Here is a 15,857-nt window from a genome sequence, read left to right as displayed (position 1 = left end):
ATTTATTTAACACTGCGACGACGTTTCATTAAATAACGTATGACAAAATATATGACTGCAATAATAATAATGACATACATGATACGTGAATATGTATGAATACCATTCATCAAAGCGTCAAAACTGTCACTGAGCAAACGACCGAGAAGTATTAAAGCAAAATTCCAAATTGTAGTACCTATTAACGATAAAGTTGTAAACTGAATAACGTTCATCCGATTAATGCCAGCAGGTATTGTAATTAATACTCGAAGTACCGGGACAAAACGACATAAAAATACAGCCCATGCACCATACCTTTTAAACCAATCATTTGCCCGTTTCAAATCTTTACTTTTTAACTTCATCCACTTACCATGTCGATCAACGAAACGATATAATTTCTCTTCTGAGATAAGTCTACAAATATAATACAAAATGAGTAAACCAATGAATGAAGCAATTGTTGCTATGATTAATAATGTCCATATAGACAAGTGTGATTTCACAGATAATAAGCCTGCAAAAGTTAAAATAATCTCAGACGGAACAACAGGTAATACGTTCTCTAATAAGATTAAAATAAATATCGCTGTATAACCCCACTTACTAATAAAATCGGTGATAATTTGTTCCATACAACGTTAGTTTCTCCTTTTAAATTAATCGAGTTGTCGTAAACTTGATGTTAAGTATAAGTTATTTTAACAAGAAACAGGTTGAAAGGGTAACAATCTTACTTTAATTAGCGTATGGATTTTAACAACGTATTGTATAGGTGATGTGCTTCTTCATCATTGTGTATACCATATGCATTCATACGACCATCTTTAAACAAGGTGAATTCATAAGTTTGATATTGAATTAATTTGGCAAAGGAAGTAGATTTCACCATATTTCCAGGGAAATGGGCAGCGTGTTTAAAAGCTTTAGGTGGAAATCTAAATAAATAAGCATTCCCACACAAGTCCTCAATAGTACGTTCTTGTTGGCTTTCTAGTAACGTATATTCATGTTTTTCACACACTGGGCAATCTTCATTTTTGAGTGCATCTACATTCATTGACTTATAATTAATATTAAATGCATCGATAGTGATTAATTGCTTAGAAAATCCTTTTCCTGAAAGATAACGTACGGCCTCTGCTACTTCATAGCTTGCAATCATTGATATAACAGGGGGAAGTACGCCATTAATAGCGCAACTTTCCCCTGTGTCAGGAATTGTTTGCAATAAACATTTTAGACATGGTCCTTGGTAATCTATTCCATATACTGATCCTTTACTACCAACAGCTGCACCATAAACCCATGGGATTTGATGCTTGTGACAAACCTCATTAATCAGGTATCGTATTTTGAAGTTATCCATGCCATCAATGATGATGTCTGGTTCGACATTTTTTATCAAATTTTCGATATTTGATGAAGTAACTTCTAAATCATAAGTTGTTAGATTGACATTTGTATTAATTTGATTAACCTTATGCTTGATTGCTTCTACTTTGGATATTAAAGTATGTGCGTCTTCTTCATCGAAGAGTGTTTGTCGATGTAAATTTGAAATTTCAACAATATCCATATCGACAATTGCAATATGATGAGCCCCCATGCGTGCGAGTTGATCTACAATATGGCTTCCTAAAGCACCAGCACCAAAAATAAGTATTTGAGAGGTAGATAGCTTTTGCTGTCCCTCTTCTCCAAATGGTGCAAAGCGTGTTTGACGTTCATAACGCGACATTTTACAAGAACCCTAAACCTTCTGATGGACTAGATGCTTGTGCAGTATACTTAACAGGAATGCGTCCAGCTTCATATGAAAGTCTGCCGGCATTTATACCTAATTTCATTGCTTCAGCCATTTTCACAGGATCTTTTGCTGCTGAAATGGCTGTGTTGAGTAAAATACCATCTGCGCCAAGCTCCATGGCATGACACGCATCTTTAGGGGAACCAATACCAGCATCTACGATGACAGGGACACTAGCATTTTCGATAATATAACTTAAATTTAATGGGTTATTAATACCTCTACCTGTGCCAATAGGAGATGCAAGTGGCATGACTGCGTGTACACCCAATTTTTCCAAACGTTGAGCTAAAACTAAATCATTAGAGATGTAAGGACAAACAATGTAGCCCTTTTCTAACAATACTTTGCATGCCTCGTATGTTTCGAATGGGTCAGGTAATAATGTTTCGTCATCGCCAATGACTTCGACTTTAATCATGTCACATACACCTGCGTGACTAGCAATTTCAGCAATTCTGATAGCTTCTTGAGCTGTTTTGGCACCTGCAGTATTTGGAAAAGTGATAAAATCTTTTAAATTAACGTTTGCAAGTGGGTTAGGTAGGTTACGATCATATAAATTCATCCGTCTTACTGCAAATGTAAGTACATTTGTTTCAGATGCCTCAATTGCTTTTGATTGAACCTCTTCATTTTCAAATTTTCCAGTACCTAAAAGTAAACGAGATTGTAATTCTAAATTTCCTATTTTAAACATATTAACCGCCTCCAACAATTTCTAGTAATTCTAATCTGTCGTCTTCTCTTACAGTATATTCTTCATATTTGTCTTGCTTGATAAGTTCTTTGTTTAGTTCAACAATCACTCGTTTTGGGTCTAACTCAAGTGAATGTAAAACCTCTTGTATCGATTGATCCTGATCGAAAGTGAAGAGGTCGCCATTAATGATACACTTCATGATTATTCCTCCTTGTAACTGTAAAACTTGAATAACGTGATGGTTTAATACCAGAAATTAGCCAATTGGCAATGTCACGACCGATAATAGGTGACAATAATATTCCGTTTCGATAATGACCACTTATCACGTATAAGCCATCATCAATTTGATCCATGACTGGCATTTCTTTTTCTGTGTATGGTCTTACTCCTGACCATTTCTTCAGTATATGACTGTCTTTTAGTTGAGGTACACGATGATATGCATGGTGAAGAAGCCAATCCATACCTTCATCTGTAGTACCGACAGAATAATTATTAAATTCACTCGTCGCACCAATTAAAAAACGATTGGGTTGTTTTGGAACGATGTAACAACCATTAGTCATAAATAATGTTTCAGTAAGTGCAAGATCGTTATTTTCTAATAAGATGACTTCTCCTTTAACGCCAATCACTTGTCGTTGTAAATGATATTGTGTTAATAATTGTGAAGACCATGCGCCACCTGCAACGATAACTTTGTGCGCTTCAATTGTTGAAGATTGATTGGTTTTCACTGAATAATAGCCATTATGCCGTTCTATTGAAGTGACCTCTGTAGACGCATAACGCTTAATCTCTCTTAACTTCAATGATTCTAATAATGCCAGTGTGTAATGATGTGCATTAATTTGACCATCATGCGGTATATGAATGGCCGCGTATGAAGGTTTAACTTCACCATGTGTAAGTTGTAGCAAGTCATCATCTGATAATTGTTTGACACTACGGTCTTGACTATTCAGAAATTGATATTGTCGTCTTATAGATGAGATATCATCGTGTTCATTAGCAATTTTGATAAGTCCTGAATTTTTAAATTGAATGTCTATGCCTGTTTCATCTAATAATGATTTACTTAATTGTGGAAACATAGCACGAGATTCGATGGCTAATTGAAACAAGTCACTATCCTTTGTAAATTCATTTTGTGCGCCAAGCATACCTCCAGCTTTATATGACGCATGCTTTCCAGGTACATCTCTATCTATGACTGCAACATCTAAGTGTGTTGCACTGAGGTGTCTTGCAATTGACATACCAATAACTCCTGAACCAATGATTAGTACATCATGCATGAGTAGACCACTCCTTTCTTAATTGTTTAATTTCTTCTAGTGAAGCATTGTTAAAATATGATATGGCACATATACCTTTAAATCCAGGTGGCATCTTTTGAATCGAATGTTCATTGATACCACCAATAGCATAAATAGGGATAGGAACATCTAATGCTTGTTGAATGGTCTTTTTAGAACGTGGTGGCGTATCTGGATGTGAAGCGGTCGGAAAAATGTGCCCCAAAAAGACATAATCTAAATTATTTTCATAACATCGTTTTACTGTTTCAACGTCATGTGTAGACATACTTACATAAATATCAGGATGTGCTGCTTTATATGCGAAAGCAGTTGTATCATTACTCTTAAAATGAATACGTTTAAGATTTAATTCCTCTAATAGTGTCGTATCACTGTGAATAATTATTTTATCTTTACTAAAACCCAATTGAAGTAAAGATTGAATCATGTCCTTGTTTTCTTCGTTATTCATGGAAGTGCGAAATAACAAGCCATCAATAGCTTCTTCGATATGTTTATAATGCTGTAAATCGTCCCTAGTCAGTTGTTTATGATGTGTAATCGCAATAAATATAAATATCCCCCCAATTTCTACAATAAAAAAACGCTATTTCCCTTAAATTGGGAAATAGCGTTGAGCTTTAGTATGACTTCATAAAATTGAGCGTCGCCACTTCCCTACGCCAGTATGAACTGGATCAGGTTCCAGGAATTATAAAGTCAGTTCTTTACTCTCAGCCTTAAACAAAGGCACTTCCAGTGGTTAAATATGAAATTAATTTACAAGATATTAAATGTTTCGTTTACAATATTTTACTACCTTTAATAAAAGACTTCAAATTTCTTTACAATTTCTATTAAGTAATTTGTAGATATCGTATTCATTTAAAAGTTATTATCATCATTTGTGAATCATTTTTAAACTTTAATTTGCCAAGTACATATTTAGAAACCATCTTTAAAAATCAATAACTAATGATTGCTAGTATATTGTGAGAATAGGGTGTAAGGGGCGCGGTAAAAGATATAAAGGTGTAAGATGCATCTAAAATACACAAAAAATTTTAAAAAGTTCAAAAAAAATTCACAAAAAGTATTGTAACCGTTTACACTACGTGCTATATTAATAAAAAATTGTAGCGCTACAACTTAATAGTTGTTTTAAAAATTGAAGTTAAAACAGTCACCAGAGGGGATTTCTGAAACATAACGACATCATAATAAGAAACAACAGAATACAAATGGAAGTAGGAAACAAATATGAAAGAAAAACGTAGTAATGTTCGTTGGTATTTTGCAATAGGGTTCTTCTTTATTGGGGTTATTGCTTACATGGATCGATCTAACATATCTTATATTGCAGTACCGATGATGAAAGATTTGGGGTTAACTAAGACACAATTTGGTTTATTAGCATCATTTTTCTCCCTGGGATATGCATTAATGCAAGTACCTTCGGGAATGTTAGCAGAGAAGTTTGGACCACGTAAAATGATTACTGTCGCTTTAGTTTGGTGGAGTGCATTTACTATCTTAACAGGGATGATTAAACACCATGGTTTACTTTACTTTATTAGATTCTTATTTGGTGTTGGTGAAGCGCCAATGTATCCATCCAATGCGGTTTTTAACTCTTTTTGGTTCGCTAAAAATGAAAAAGGTCGTGCATCTAGTGCGTTGTTAGCAGGTTCTTATTTTGGTCCAGTTTTAGCACCTATCATCACGATAGCCATTGTCAACGCTTTTAACTGGCAAGCCGTTTTCTACATTTTCGGGGTTGTAGGAATTTTAATGGCAGTTCTTTGGGCAATTATTGCTAAAGACTTACCAGAACAACATAAAATGGTAAACGATGCCGAGAAAAGATTTATTACTCAAAATCGTGATATTGTCGCGACTGAGAAATCTTTACCACCGTGGAAACGTTTTTTAAGTCATTTCAGTTTTTACGCAATCGCATTGCAATACTTTGTAGTTCAGTTTGTTATCGCATTGTTCCTAATATGGTTACCAACATATTTAACTGAACAATATCATGTGAATTTCAAAGAAATGACTATCAGTGCATTACCTTGGTTATTTATGTTCTTCTTAATTTTATTTGCTGGAGCTATTTCAGACAAGATTTTGAATACAGGTCAATCACGTTTTGTTGCACGTGGCGTAATTGCGATTGCGGGATTTGTGGTATTCTCAATTTCAATTTTCTTAGCAGTACATACAGACAACTTATATGTAACCATTTTCTGGTTATCACTTTGTTTAGGTGGCGTAGGTATTTCTATGGGAATGAGTTGGGCTGCAGCCACTGACTTAGGTCGTAATTTCTCTGGAACTGTGTCAGGTTGGATGAACTTATGGGGAAATGTTGGCGCACTTATTAGTCCTTTACTTGCAGGAATTGTTGTAGATCATTTAGGATGGTCAATGACATTACAACTCTTAATCGTTCCGGCTATTATAGCAGCAATTTTATGGTTCTTCGTTAAACCAGATAAACCTCTTGTTGTTAGTGAAGAACATGTTAATAAATAATATTTTTTGAAACACATGCAATGACATTCATATCATTGCGTGTGTTTATTCTTTTATTATGTGGTATAGAACATGGAAGCGATAAGCGAATTGTTTTTTTAATCAGTTATAAACTGCTAAACTTATAATTAATATGTATAGGAGTTGACTAAAATGATTATTATTAACGCAAAATTAAAAATCGATGGTAACAAACGCGAAGATTATCTAAAACTTATGAAGGAATTAGTCATAAATTCTAGAAAAGAAGAAGGTAATTTATTCTATCATCATTACGAAGATGTAACTGAGAAAAATGTCTTTGTCGTAGTTGAAAACTATAAAGACGAACAAGCGGTTCAAGCACACAATCAATCAGATTACTTTAAAGTTTTTAGTGATAATATTAGTCAATATTTAATTGAAGAACCTCAAATTGATGTAAGTCAACCTATTCAATTATAATCACAATCTGTACTTACTCTAAAGTGACAATGTGATAAAATAATAACTAAATATCATAATTCTCAACAATGCTGATGAAGGGCAGAACAATAAATGTATGAAGTATATGTTCTGTCCTTTTTTAATTGAATTTGTGGGATGTTAGAGAAAGGAAGATTGGGATGCAACAAATCATTAACTCTTTGATACACTTCGACCGTTCAAAGATTGATATAGCTAAAGGAATACGACAAGGATTTTTAATGATACTACCAGCATTGATAGGTTACTTATTAGGATTCCCTATGTTTGGTATTTTAATATCAACAGGTACGCTAGCACATGTCTACGTTTTTAGTGGATCACCGCAATCTATGTTAAAAACAGTCATCACATGTTCACTATCATTTACTATTTGCATGATTCTTGGCACCTTAACAGTATCTCAGCCTATTTTATTTGGATTACTATTACTGATTGTTGTTACAATCCCATATTATACGTTTAATGCGCTAAAAATCGCTGGTCCATCATCGACATTCTTTTTAGTAACGTTTTGCTTATCTATAAACTTACCGATAGCCCCAGAAGAAGCGCTTTTACGTGGATCTGCAATTCTCATTGGTGGTATGTTGGCAACCATAACAGTAATTTTAACAATCATATTTGCTAAAGAGAAAGCAGAAGACAGAGCAATTCATGCGGATTTTAAAACATTACATAACTTGCTACATCATTTTGATGAGCCAGAGGATTTCAAAGCATATGCTCGAAATGCTGTTACAGAATTTAGAAATTCTGAAAAACTTTTAATTACTTCAACATCAGGTGGTAATGGAAAATTAAGTAAAAGGTTTCAGAAATTAATTTTATTACACACATCAGCACAAGGGATATATTCAGAATTACTAGAACTCAATGAAAATCATATTCGTCCATTACCAAATGACTTAGTTGAAATGATGGATCATATTATTAAAAGTGTTCAACAACCTAAACAATATCGACCGTGGTCAAAAGTTGTTGATGTAGCACCAGAATTTCAAAATTTAATGGATCATATTTTGAAAATAGATGAAATGATTCACGCAAACGATAATCAAATTAAATATGAAGCAGATATTCGTAAGCCTTTATATAGCAAGCGAATATATCAAAATCTAACTTTCGACTCAATTGTATTTAGAAATGCTTTGCAATATACAGTTATTATGGCAGTGGCTATATTTATTGCTCTAGCATTTAACATTCAAAAAGCGTATTGGGTGCCATTGTCAGCGCATACCATCATGTTAGGTAATGTGACAACGATTCGTACGTTAGACAGGTCAATTGCTAGAGGTATTGGAACAATAATAGGGACTATTGTTTTGTCGGGAATCTTGGCATTTCATATCGATCCTATTTTCGCTATTATCATTATGGGATTTTCAGCCATGATGACGGAAGCGTTTGTGGCATCTAACTATGCATTTGCAGTTATTTTTATTACGACACAGGTCATTATGCTCAATGGTCTAGCCTCTCAAAATTTAAATATTGAGATAGCATACACTCGAATTATTGACGTTCTAATAGGTATAGCTATTGCAGTTATTGGTATATTCATACTCGCGCGTAAAACTGCATCCTCAATGTTATCTGATGCTATTGCCGAATTGGTACGTAAAGAAGGTATTTTATTTCATTATTTATTTTCAAAAAATAAACAAGAAACGAATGAACGTGATAGGGTAGAAAGTTTAAATTTAAACGTCAAAATCAGTAATGTGACACAGATTTACAATTCAGCGAATGGTGAATTGTTTAGTAATAAAGAAGCGGTAAGGTATTACTATCCAAGTATATTTGCTCTAGAGGAAATAAGTTTTATGCTAGAGCGTGCCATGAATAATAAACACCGACAAACAATAAATGATGATTTAATGGGTGAATATTTAGTTGTATTTGAAAATATAGCTAAGCATTTCCAATTTCAAGCAGATTTAAATCTTAGAGACATGCAAGCATTACCTCAATACAATTACATCCGTGCTTCCCTTATGAATATACAACGTAATTGTGCTGAACAACGTCAGGCCATCACAAAAGATTAATTAGTACAGATGTCTCGTATTGTTTAATTAAACAAATTTAGTGGTAAGGTGTAGTAAATTATTGAGGAGGTAAGACGATGCCTTGGACGATGCAAGATTATCCTCAAAGTTGGAAAAACTTTGAAGAACTCGAACGGAAAAAAGCGATTGATATTGGTAATGCGATGCTCAAAGATGGCTATAAAGAATCTGATGTGATACCCATTGCTACAAATCAAGCTGAAAAATGGTATCAACATGCTTCAAAAGAAGAATTAGAGACGTTAAAAAACAAACATATCACGCAACATCAAGAAGATGAATCAGCTAATCCTAAACTTAACGAAGAAAATGTTCATGTATATTATGAAGATCAGTTATGGAAAGCAAAATCTACAGAGGCTAAACGAGCTTCAGATACATTTGATACAAAATCTGAAGCAGTTAACCGTGCACAACATATCGCAGAGAATAAAGGTACCAAAGTGATTGAGCATCGAAAAGATGAGTGATTTTAAACAAAGTAATGGCGATGAATTTATGTTGAAGTGATAACCTCATATAAACATTTGGTATTGTAATATAAAAGCTAATAAATATATGAAATTGACTTATCGATGATTAAAAGCATGAATGAATGTTACCTGAGACAATTATTGTTGTCTCAGTTTTTTTATCTATAAATGATATATGATACAACTGTAATATGACATAAAATTTCTATATTAAATTTTAATTCGCTATAATGGGTTTGAAAAGAAATCGGAGGTTGAGAAAGATGTATGTAGAGAGAAAGCCTGCACTTTATATCGAAGATTTACGAGACGAATTCAAAAATAGCTTAAAACATTTTAAAGATGATGATGAAGCATTTAATACATTAGTTGGATTTGTGGAACTGGACCACCTATATTCTTCAGCACTTAAAGAAATAAGTACAAAATTAAGTATTTTAGATGATAACTTTAACTATCAATATAAACACAATCCAATTCATCATATGGAACGACGAGTAAAAGAGATGCACAGTTTAGTTAAAAAGTTGAATCGTAAAGGATTTGAAGTAAGTGCACAAAGTGCTAAAGATAACATTATGGATATTGCTGGTATACGTGTCGTATGTAACTATTTAGACGATGTTTATGTCATTGAAAAAATGTTATTAAGACAAGAAGATGTTAAATTATTAAAACGTAAAGATTATATCACACATCCTAAAGAAAACGGCTATCGAAGTTTACATATCGTCGTATCTATTCCAGTGTTTTTAGCAGATTCAGTAGAAGTAACACCAGTAGAAATACAAATTCGTACAATCGGCATGGATATGTGGGCAAGTTTAGAACACAAAATTCGTTATAAAAATGATACAGACACTGAAAAATATAAAGGATTATTAGAGCAATGTGCATCAGAAATTACAAATGTAGAAAGTAAAATGCAACAAATACATTCAGAAATTTCAAATCGAGAGAAGTAGCGTATTATAAGGTGTGAGTTGATTGAATATATATAGAAAGATAATAGAAAGTTACATTTTATACGATGATGATATACTCGGAGCATTTTACGGTGGAAGTATTGCTCGAAATGAATCGGACAAGTTTTCAGATATAGATTTAAGAATTATAATTAAAGCTAATCAAAAAAAGTGTAAAATTTTAAAGGAATTTATTAATTTATTTGATAATATTTTATTTGTTGAAAATCAGACTAATGAATTCGCTATAGTACACTTAGAAAATCTTTTGAAAATTGATGTCTTAATATTTTATAAGCAAGAATTAATGCCCAGTATTTGGTTTAACAATATTTTGATTGTTAAAGATAAAGATTTCTTTTTAAGTGATTTAAAGAAAAAATCTGATGTTACGACTAATATAACAAGTGAAAGGTTATGTAATATTTGTAATAAGTACTTAGCATACTTGATAGAGTCTTACAAAAGATATCAAAGAGATGAATTATTTTATCTGCAATACGCCATTAATATGATGACTAATTCTCTTTGCCATTTATGGTATTTAGAAATGACTGAAGAACCCAATTCTTTGGGAGATTGGTCTAAATATGAAGGGAGAAGGAGTAAATTAAGTGAATTGCAGTTAGAAACATTAAATAAAGTATACACTAAATCGTATTATGAAAAATTAGCAATATTAAACGATTCTTTTTTGGAAGTATTAAAATATATTGATATTAAACATCACTTTAATCATTACAATGAATATAAAAATATAGTTAAAATTATTATGAATAAAAGAATAGCTGAATAAAATAACAGGGTGTCATGTTAATTTATTCAGCTTTAATGTGTATATGTAAGATTATTTTTATATAGAATTGACAATACTGTCATATTAAAAACTATGAATTATTACTATGAATTTTATTCAGGATGTTAACTTTATTGATTATAAAATCTGCAATAACCATGAGTGAAAACATAATAAGCAAGCTCATTGTTACATCACTAGTGAAATGTGCACCAATACGAATTCTGCTCAATGCCATTAAAATGCTATAACATAATCCGATACTAAATACTATTTTTTGAGTGCGTAATTTTTTAAAGTAAAATGCGATAAACATTAGAAATGCACCATTTCCAGTATGTCCTGAAGGGAAGGAACTATGTCCAGTGTTTCCATTTATTGTGAGCCAGTGAGTGAAATGTCCGGCTTTGCCAGTGATTTCATATGGTCTAAAACGTCCCCACAAATGTTTCAAGCTATCAACAAGTTCTAATCCAATAAATAAAATCATAAAGCTAATAAGTGAAACTTTGAATAAATGATCAAGTTCTTGGTTATTTGTATGTTTTAACCAAAACTGATAACAAATAAAAGTGATAATTATAATGATAATCAAAGAAATAAAGAAACTCATTCCTAAAGATAAAGCATTTCCGGCGTTTCCTTCATTATTTGCCATACCCATTGGCTTATGATTTTTGATGTTTTCTGATGTAGATAACATATATTGAGCAGTTTCTGACACGAATTCATTGGTTTTAATTAGGGTGAATATGAAAGATATAAGCAATGTTAATATTTTAGCTAATTTATTTTGAAATGTAGTGAAAATATAATAATTTAAAATTACAGTTGAAATAATTAGTACAAGCGTAGGTGGAAATAAACCGTAGTTTTGGAATAGTGTGCCAAAAACGGAATCTTGATTCATGAAATGATTTGAAATCTGTTGATCGATAAGAGGTGAACTTAAAAGAATACATATTAAGATACCTAAAGTTGTAAATGCTAATTTCTTTGAAATAACCATAAAATAATGTGCCTCCCTAGATGTTGAAAATGTAAATGATGTTGTGTAAAACGTATAAATTATTTATAAGCAACGTTCGTTTCCTAGTATTAAGAATAGTAATAAAATGTTAATTAAGTATGAGGGGAATATTAATTTTTTATTAAGCGCATTAATGTGATTCAAATTGTTTAAACTTATTTAAATAGAAAAATCAGTTTTAAATATGTAGTAATATAAAGAGTATGGACATATGATTAGTATAATTATAAAAAATTTAATTATATGATATTATTATATTAATTAATGTATTAAGAATAAGAGGATGTATATGATTAAGCAAAATTTTACAACTAAAGTTTATCCACTTAAACAATTTGAGGGGGAATATAGTGAAGTTGCCTACGCAGGAGATAGCCAAGCTGATGATGTGATTGTATTTATTCATGGTGCACTCTTAACATATAAAATTATGACGATGTTCGAGCCTTACTTCAGAGATTACAAATTAATATTTATTAATTGTCCAAGTCGTGGTAAAAGTTCAGATTTAGATCGTGACACACATACATTAGATGATTACGCTGCACGTATATATGATGTATTAACGCAAATTGTTAAGGAGCAACAGATAAAAGAACTGAGTATTGTTGGTTATTCAATGGGAGGAATGATTGCGACACGATTACTTAAGTATAATACATTACCAGTATCTCATCTTATTTATTTACATAGCGCAGCGAAAATTACTCCAGATGCGAGTATGTTAGCACGATTATTCACTAGTGAGAGTAAGCGAGCAGTGTTAAAAGATGAAATTAAGGCAGTAAAAAATCTTCCTCAATATATACTTGATAAAACGATTTATGCACAAAAGGAAAACGCACTTGATTTGGTACAATTTATTGCACCTATTAAAACTATAATTACGGATATGATTTACACGATTAATACAGATTATTTACCAGATATCGATGAGATTAAACAATTTCCGAAAATATTATTTATGTCTGGAAAAGAAGATCAAATTATTCCTTATACGGATTCTCAAGCTACGTTAGAAAAATTTAAGGCGTTAGGTGGAGAAACTAAAGAAGTTATTTATCCAGGAATTGGTCATATAGATTTCCCGAGTGTTTTAGAAACCCAATCGGATGGACAAACTGGCGTGGTAGATGAAATTAAAGCGTGGATTTCCAAAAAATAAGACGTCCGGACGTCTAGAAATGAATAAAGTTATTGATAATGACGTAACGTTATCGAGTATGCTTTGACTAGGAGGTGAGATGTCTATGTCGATTTATACTTCAGGAGATATAGCTCATAAATGCCATGTGTCAACACGCACTATTCAGTACTACGATAAACAAGGAATCTTATCGCCAAATTATACTTCTGAAACTAACAGACGCTTTTACACTGATAAGGAAGTGGAGAAACTTGAACTGATTTTATTTCTTAAGGAAATAGGTTGCACAATTAAAGAAATTAAAGTGTTATTACAAGAAGACTCATCAATGAAGACGCTTTACACTCTTCTTCAAATCAAAAAGCATGAGATACAACAGTCAATAACAGTTAAAGAAAACAAGGTACGTAAAATAGAGCAAATTCAGCGCTATGTTCATCAAAATTCAATATCTCCAATTTATTATTTACAAGATATAGCTACTTATATGGAAGAATCTCATAGACGCAAATATGTTAGAAAGAAATTATGGTTAAGTATAGCTCTGATTGGTTCATTACAATATGGTGGTTTGATCACTTCAATTGTAACTAAAAGGAAAAAGCCTTTCTTGTCGATGATGCCTGCGGTAGCTATGTATTCACTTTGGTTAACAAAAAAGTATAAAAAGAATGTTTCATATGTCTGTCCTAATTGCCACCATGTGTTTAATCCTAGTGTCATTAATTTTGTAACAGCATCACATACACCTAAAACTAGAAAGCTTCAATGTCCTGATTGTCACGAAATACATTATTGTGTAGAAATTGCTAAGCAATGAATGTAATTTGGATATATTAATAAAAATTCATTTGTGCTACATGACGAAAAGCATAAAAATAGCCTGAGACGAATAGTCTTAGGCTATTTTTATATATAGTACACGACTGAATAGGACATATGCGCATCGTAATTAATGATTGAGCACACTCAGGATATTAGTCGATTTGTTCTTGACCACGTTTATTCCAAGTTAAAATGAAACATAACATAGCGAGTATGCTGATGACTGTTAATAACACAAAGCCAATATGCCATCCAAAATGTTGAACTACAAACCCTAATACAATATTAGCCATAACTGCACCGAACAAGTATCCAAATAGACCAGTTAGACCAGCCGCAGTGCCAGCTGCTTTTTTAGGAACATAATCTAACGCTTGTAAACCAATTAACATGACTGGACCATAAATTAAGAAACCAATACCAATTAATGAAAGATTATCTAACCATGCGTGACCTGGTGGATTTAACCAATATATAAGGATAAAGATTGTTACGCCTAACATAAAGAAGAAGCCTGCTGGACCACGACGACCTTTAAATAGTTTGTCAGATAGATAACCACAAAGTAGTGTGCCCGGAATTCCTGCCCATTCGTATAAGAAGTAAGCCCAACCTGAAGCACTTAAATCAAAATGCTTTTCCTCACTTAAATATGTCGGTGCCCAGTCCAAAACACCATAACGCACAAAATAAACGAAAATGTTTGTAAAAGCAATCGCCCATACCCATTTGTTATTAAGTACATATTTAAACAATATTTCTTTCGTAGTTAGTTCTGTTTCAATTGTTTGTTTAGTTGAAGTGGCATAATCATTTTTATACTGCTCAATTGGTGGTAACCCCTGAGATTGTGGTGTATCTCTAATAAGTATGTAAGAAAAGATAGCGATAATGATAGCCAATAGTGCAGGGTATATAAAGACGCCTTCAAACCCTTTTAAATAACCGAAGTTGTATAATGCAGTCATGGAAATACCCCACGTAGCAATAGGTGCCATTAAACCTCCGCCTACATTATGTGCTACATTCCATATTGACGTTTTGCTTCCGCGTTCGCTAACACTAAACCAATGAACTAACACACGTCCAGATGGTGGCCAACCCATTCCTTGGAACCAACCAACTAAAAACAGCATGATAAACATTATAGTTATGCTTGAAGTAAAGAATGGAATAAATCCTAATAATAAGTTAATAATTGCTGTCAATACTAAACCTAAAGTTAAGAACATTCGAGCATTACTTCGATCGCTGACAGTTCCCATTACAAATTTACTAAAGCCATATGCGATAGATACTGCAGATAACGCAATACCTAATTCCCCTTTACTAAAGCCTTGCTCAATTAATGAAGGCATTGCTAAAGAGAAGTTCTTTCTTAATAAATAGTAACCAGCATAACCGATAAATATTCCTAAAAAGACTTGAAAGCGTAGTCTTTTATACGTATCATCTACTTTTTCTGATGGCAATGATTTGATATGTCTAGCTGGTTTTAAGAAATTAAACATGTTATAACCTCCTAATCGTATGATGATGTATAAAACTGAAAAATAATTACGAGTAAATTTTAAGTATCCAAGTAAGCGTTGTCAATATAATTATATTTTTTTATGAAATATAAAATATATAATTGAATAATAAGAAACAAGCAATAAGTAAGTATGGTTTAAGTGTATTTTACATTATTTTATAAATTGTATTGAGAGGAAGGAAAGTGAACGAATCAAAGATGGATGTAAATAAT

General features: G+C 32.4%; 16 protein-coding genes and 1 riboswitch. Of the genes, 8 read left to right on the top strand and 8 right to left on the bottom strand.

The features are described 5' to 3' along the window. Nucleotides 1-2: 2 nt before the first annotated feature. The 6 genes from HMPREF3058_RS05895 to HMPREF3058_RS05870 form a co-directional block, all read right to left on the bottom strand. On the bottom strand, nt 3-617 hold the full coding sequence (locus HMPREF3058_RS05895) for an undecaprenyl phosphate transporter UptA (protein ID WP_002474855.1): 615 nt from the start codon (nt 615-617) through the stop codon (nt 3-5). Nucleotides 618-724: 107 nt separating this feature from the next. Further along, nucleotides 725-1,723 (bottom strand): thiazole biosynthesis adenylyltransferase ThiF, encoded by a 999-nt coding sequence (gene thiF, locus HMPREF3058_RS05890; protein WP_002491070.1) that lies wholly within the window; start codon nt 1,721-1,723, stop codon nt 725-727. A 1-nt stretch (nt 1,724) separates the two neighbouring features. Beyond that, a complete protein-coding gene (locus HMPREF3058_RS05885; RefSeq protein ID WP_002447124.1) occupies nt 1,725-2,492 on the bottom strand; it encodes a thiazole synthase in 768 nt (255 codons plus the stop codon). A gap of 1 nt (nt 2,493) precedes the next feature. Beyond that, the gene (thiS, locus tag HMPREF3058_RS05880; RefSeq protein ID WP_002447125.1) at nt 2,494-2,694 is read right to left on the bottom strand and encodes a sulfur carrier protein ThiS; all 201 of its coding nucleotides are present in this window, start codon (nt 2,692-2,694) and stop codon (nt 2,494-2,496) included. Then, on the bottom strand, nt 2,678-3,796 hold the full coding sequence (gene thiO / locus HMPREF3058_RS05875) for a glycine oxidase ThiO (protein ID WP_002491127.1): 1,119 nt from the start codon (nt 3,794-3,796) through the stop codon (nt 2,678-2,680). The genes thiS and thiO overlap by 17 nt, the downstream gene beginning before the upstream one ends. Continuing rightward, nucleotides 3,789-4,388 carry a thiamine phosphate synthase gene (locus HMPREF3058_RS05870; RefSeq protein ID WP_077756056.1) on the bottom strand — a complete coding sequence of 200 codons (600 nt, stop codon included), beginning with the start codon at nt 4,386-4,388 and terminating at the stop codon, nt 3,789-3,791. The genes thiO and HMPREF3058_RS05870 overlap by 8 nt, the downstream gene beginning before the upstream one ends. Nucleotides 4,389-4,457: 69 nt before the next feature. Continuing rightward, a riboswitch (TPP riboswitch) is annotated at nt 4,458-4,567 on the bottom strand. 492 nt (nt 4,568-5,059) lie between these two features. Between HMPREF3058_RS05870 and HMPREF3058_RS05865 the strand changes: the two genes are divergently transcribed. The 6 genes from HMPREF3058_RS05865 to HMPREF3058_RS05840 all read left to right on the top strand — a co-directional run bounded on the left by HMPREF3058_RS05865 (nt 5,060) and on the right by HMPREF3058_RS05840 (nt 11,108). Beyond that, nucleotides 5,060-6,334 carry a pyruvate MFS transporter gene (locus HMPREF3058_RS05865; protein ID WP_002458193.1) on the top strand — a complete coding sequence of 425 codons (1,275 nt, stop codon included), beginning with the start codon at nt 5,060-5,062 and terminating at the stop codon, nt 6,332-6,334. Nucleotides 6,335-6,487: 153 nt separating this feature from the next. After that, a complete protein-coding gene (locus HMPREF3058_RS05860) occupies nt 6,488-6,778 on the top strand; it encodes a putative quinol monooxygenase (protein WP_002491022.1) in 291 nt (96 codons plus the stop codon). 161 nt (nt 6,779-6,939) lie between these two features. Further along, nucleotides 6,940-8,853, top strand: a complete 1,914-nt coding sequence (locus tag HMPREF3058_RS05855) for an FUSC family protein (protein ID WP_002490644.1) — start codon at nt 6,940-6,942, stop codon at nt 8,851-8,853. A 77-nt stretch (nt 8,854-8,930) separates the two neighbouring features. Then, complete coding sequence (locus HMPREF3058_RS05850) at nt 8,931-9,344, top strand: DUF2188 domain-containing protein (RefSeq protein ID WP_002491113.1); 414 nt, start codon at nt 8,931-8,933, stop codon at nt 9,342-9,344. A 266-nt stretch (nt 9,345-9,610) separates the two neighbouring features. After that, complete coding sequence (locus tag HMPREF3058_RS05845) at nt 9,611-10,312, top strand: GTP pyrophosphokinase (protein WP_002438184.1); 702 nt, start codon at nt 9,611-9,613, stop codon at nt 10,310-10,312. A 22-nt stretch (nt 10,313-10,334) separates the two neighbouring features. Next, nucleotides 10,335-11,108: a nucleotidyltransferase domain-containing protein gene (locus tag HMPREF3058_RS05840; protein ID WP_002491077.1), complete on the top strand. Its 774-nt coding sequence runs from the start codon at nt 10,335-10,337 to the stop codon at nt 11,106-11,108. 91 nt (nt 11,109-11,199) lie between these two features. Here the strand turns inward: HMPREF3058_RS05840 and HMPREF3058_RS05835 are convergent, their stop codons facing one another. Further along, nucleotides 11,200-12,117 (bottom strand): phosphatase PAP2 family protein, encoded by a 918-nt coding sequence (locus HMPREF3058_RS05835; RefSeq protein ID WP_002491031.1) that lies wholly within the window; start codon nt 12,115-12,117, stop codon nt 11,200-11,202. A 310-nt stretch (nt 12,118-12,427) separates the two neighbouring features. Here HMPREF3058_RS05835 and HMPREF3058_RS05830 point away from each other — a divergent pair, with 310 nt between their 5' ends. Together HMPREF3058_RS05830 and HMPREF3058_RS05825 are read left to right on the top strand one after the other, a co-directional pair. Further along, nucleotides 12,428-13,303, top strand: coding sequence for an alpha/beta fold hydrolase (locus HMPREF3058_RS05830; RefSeq protein ID WP_002469056.1), 876 nt, complete (start codon nt 12,428-12,430; stop codon nt 13,301-13,303). An 85-nt stretch (nt 13,304-13,388) separates the two neighbouring features. Next, the gene (locus tag HMPREF3058_RS05825) at nt 13,389-14,105 is read left to right on the top strand and encodes a MerR family transcriptional regulator (protein WP_002499537.1); all 717 of its coding nucleotides are present in this window, start codon (nt 13,389-13,391) and stop codon (nt 14,103-14,105) included. Nucleotides 14,106-14,262: 157 nt separating this feature from the next. On the opposite strand, the gene glpT is transcribed toward HMPREF3058_RS05825, so the two are convergent. After that, nucleotides 14,263-15,621 carry a glycerol-3-phosphate transporter gene (gene glpT / locus HMPREF3058_RS05820; protein WP_002477035.1) on the bottom strand — a complete coding sequence of 453 codons (1,359 nt, stop codon included), beginning with the start codon at nt 15,619-15,621 and terminating at the stop codon, nt 14,263-14,265. Nucleotides 15,622-15,857: the final 236 nt, after the last annotated feature.

It is taken from the genome of Staphylococcus sp. HMSC068G11, from assembly GCF_001815825.1.
Classification (GTDB): Bacteria; Bacillota; Bacilli; order Staphylococcales; family Staphylococcaceae; genus Staphylococcus; species Staphylococcus epidermidis.
The sequence above is the reverse complement of the archived record's forward strand: the minus strand, read 5'-3'. Positions and strand labels throughout refer to the sequence as shown.

Coding starts and splice junctions, on each gene's coding strand:
- HMPREF3058_RS05895 (WP_002474855.1), bottom strand. CDS start 617: ATGGAACAAATTATCACCGATTTTATTAGTAAGTGGGGTTATACAGCG.
- thiF (WP_002491070.1), bottom strand. CDS start 1,723: ATGTCGCGTTATGAACGTCAAACACGCTTTGCACCATTTGGAGAAGAG.
- HMPREF3058_RS05885 (WP_002447124.1), bottom strand. CDS start 2,492: ATGTTTAAAATAGGAAATTTAGAATTACAATCTCGTTTACTTTTAGGT.
- thiS (WP_002447125.1), bottom strand. CDS start 2,694: ATGAAGTGTATCATTAATGGCGACCTCTTCACTTTCGATCAGGATCAA.
- thiO (WP_002491127.1), bottom strand. CDS start 3,796: ATGCATGATGTACTAATCATTGGTTCAGGAGTTATTGGTATGTCAATT.
- HMPREF3058_RS05865 (WP_002458193.1), top strand. CDS start 5,060: ATGAAAGAAAAACGTAGTAATGTTCGTTGGTATTTTGCAATAGGGTTC.
- HMPREF3058_RS05860 (WP_002491022.1), top strand. CDS start 6,488: ATGATTATTATTAACGCAAAATTAAAAATCGATGGTAACAAACGCGAA.
- HMPREF3058_RS05855 (WP_002490644.1), top strand. CDS start 6,940: ATGCAACAAATCATTAACTCTTTGATACACTTCGACCGTTCAAAGATT.
- HMPREF3058_RS05850 (WP_002491113.1), top strand. CDS start 8,931: ATGCCTTGGACGATGCAAGATTATCCTCAAAGTTGGAAAAACTTTGAA.
- HMPREF3058_RS05845 (WP_002438184.1), top strand. CDS start 9,611: ATGTATGTAGAGAGAAAGCCTGCACTTTATATCGAAGATTTACGAGAC.
- HMPREF3058_RS05835 (WP_002491031.1), bottom strand. CDS start 12,117: ATGGTTATTTCAAAGAAATTAGCATTTACAACTTTAGGTATCTTAATA.
- HMPREF3058_RS05830 (WP_002469056.1), top strand. CDS start 12,428: ATGATTAAGCAAAATTTTACAACTAAAGTTTATCCACTTAAACAATTT.
- HMPREF3058_RS05825 (WP_002499537.1), top strand. CDS start 13,389: ATGTCGATTTATACTTCAGGAGATATAGCTCATAAATGCCATGTGTCA.
- glpT (WP_002477035.1), bottom strand. CDS start 15,621: ATGTTTAATTTCTTAAAACCAGCTAGACATATCAAATCATTGCCATCA.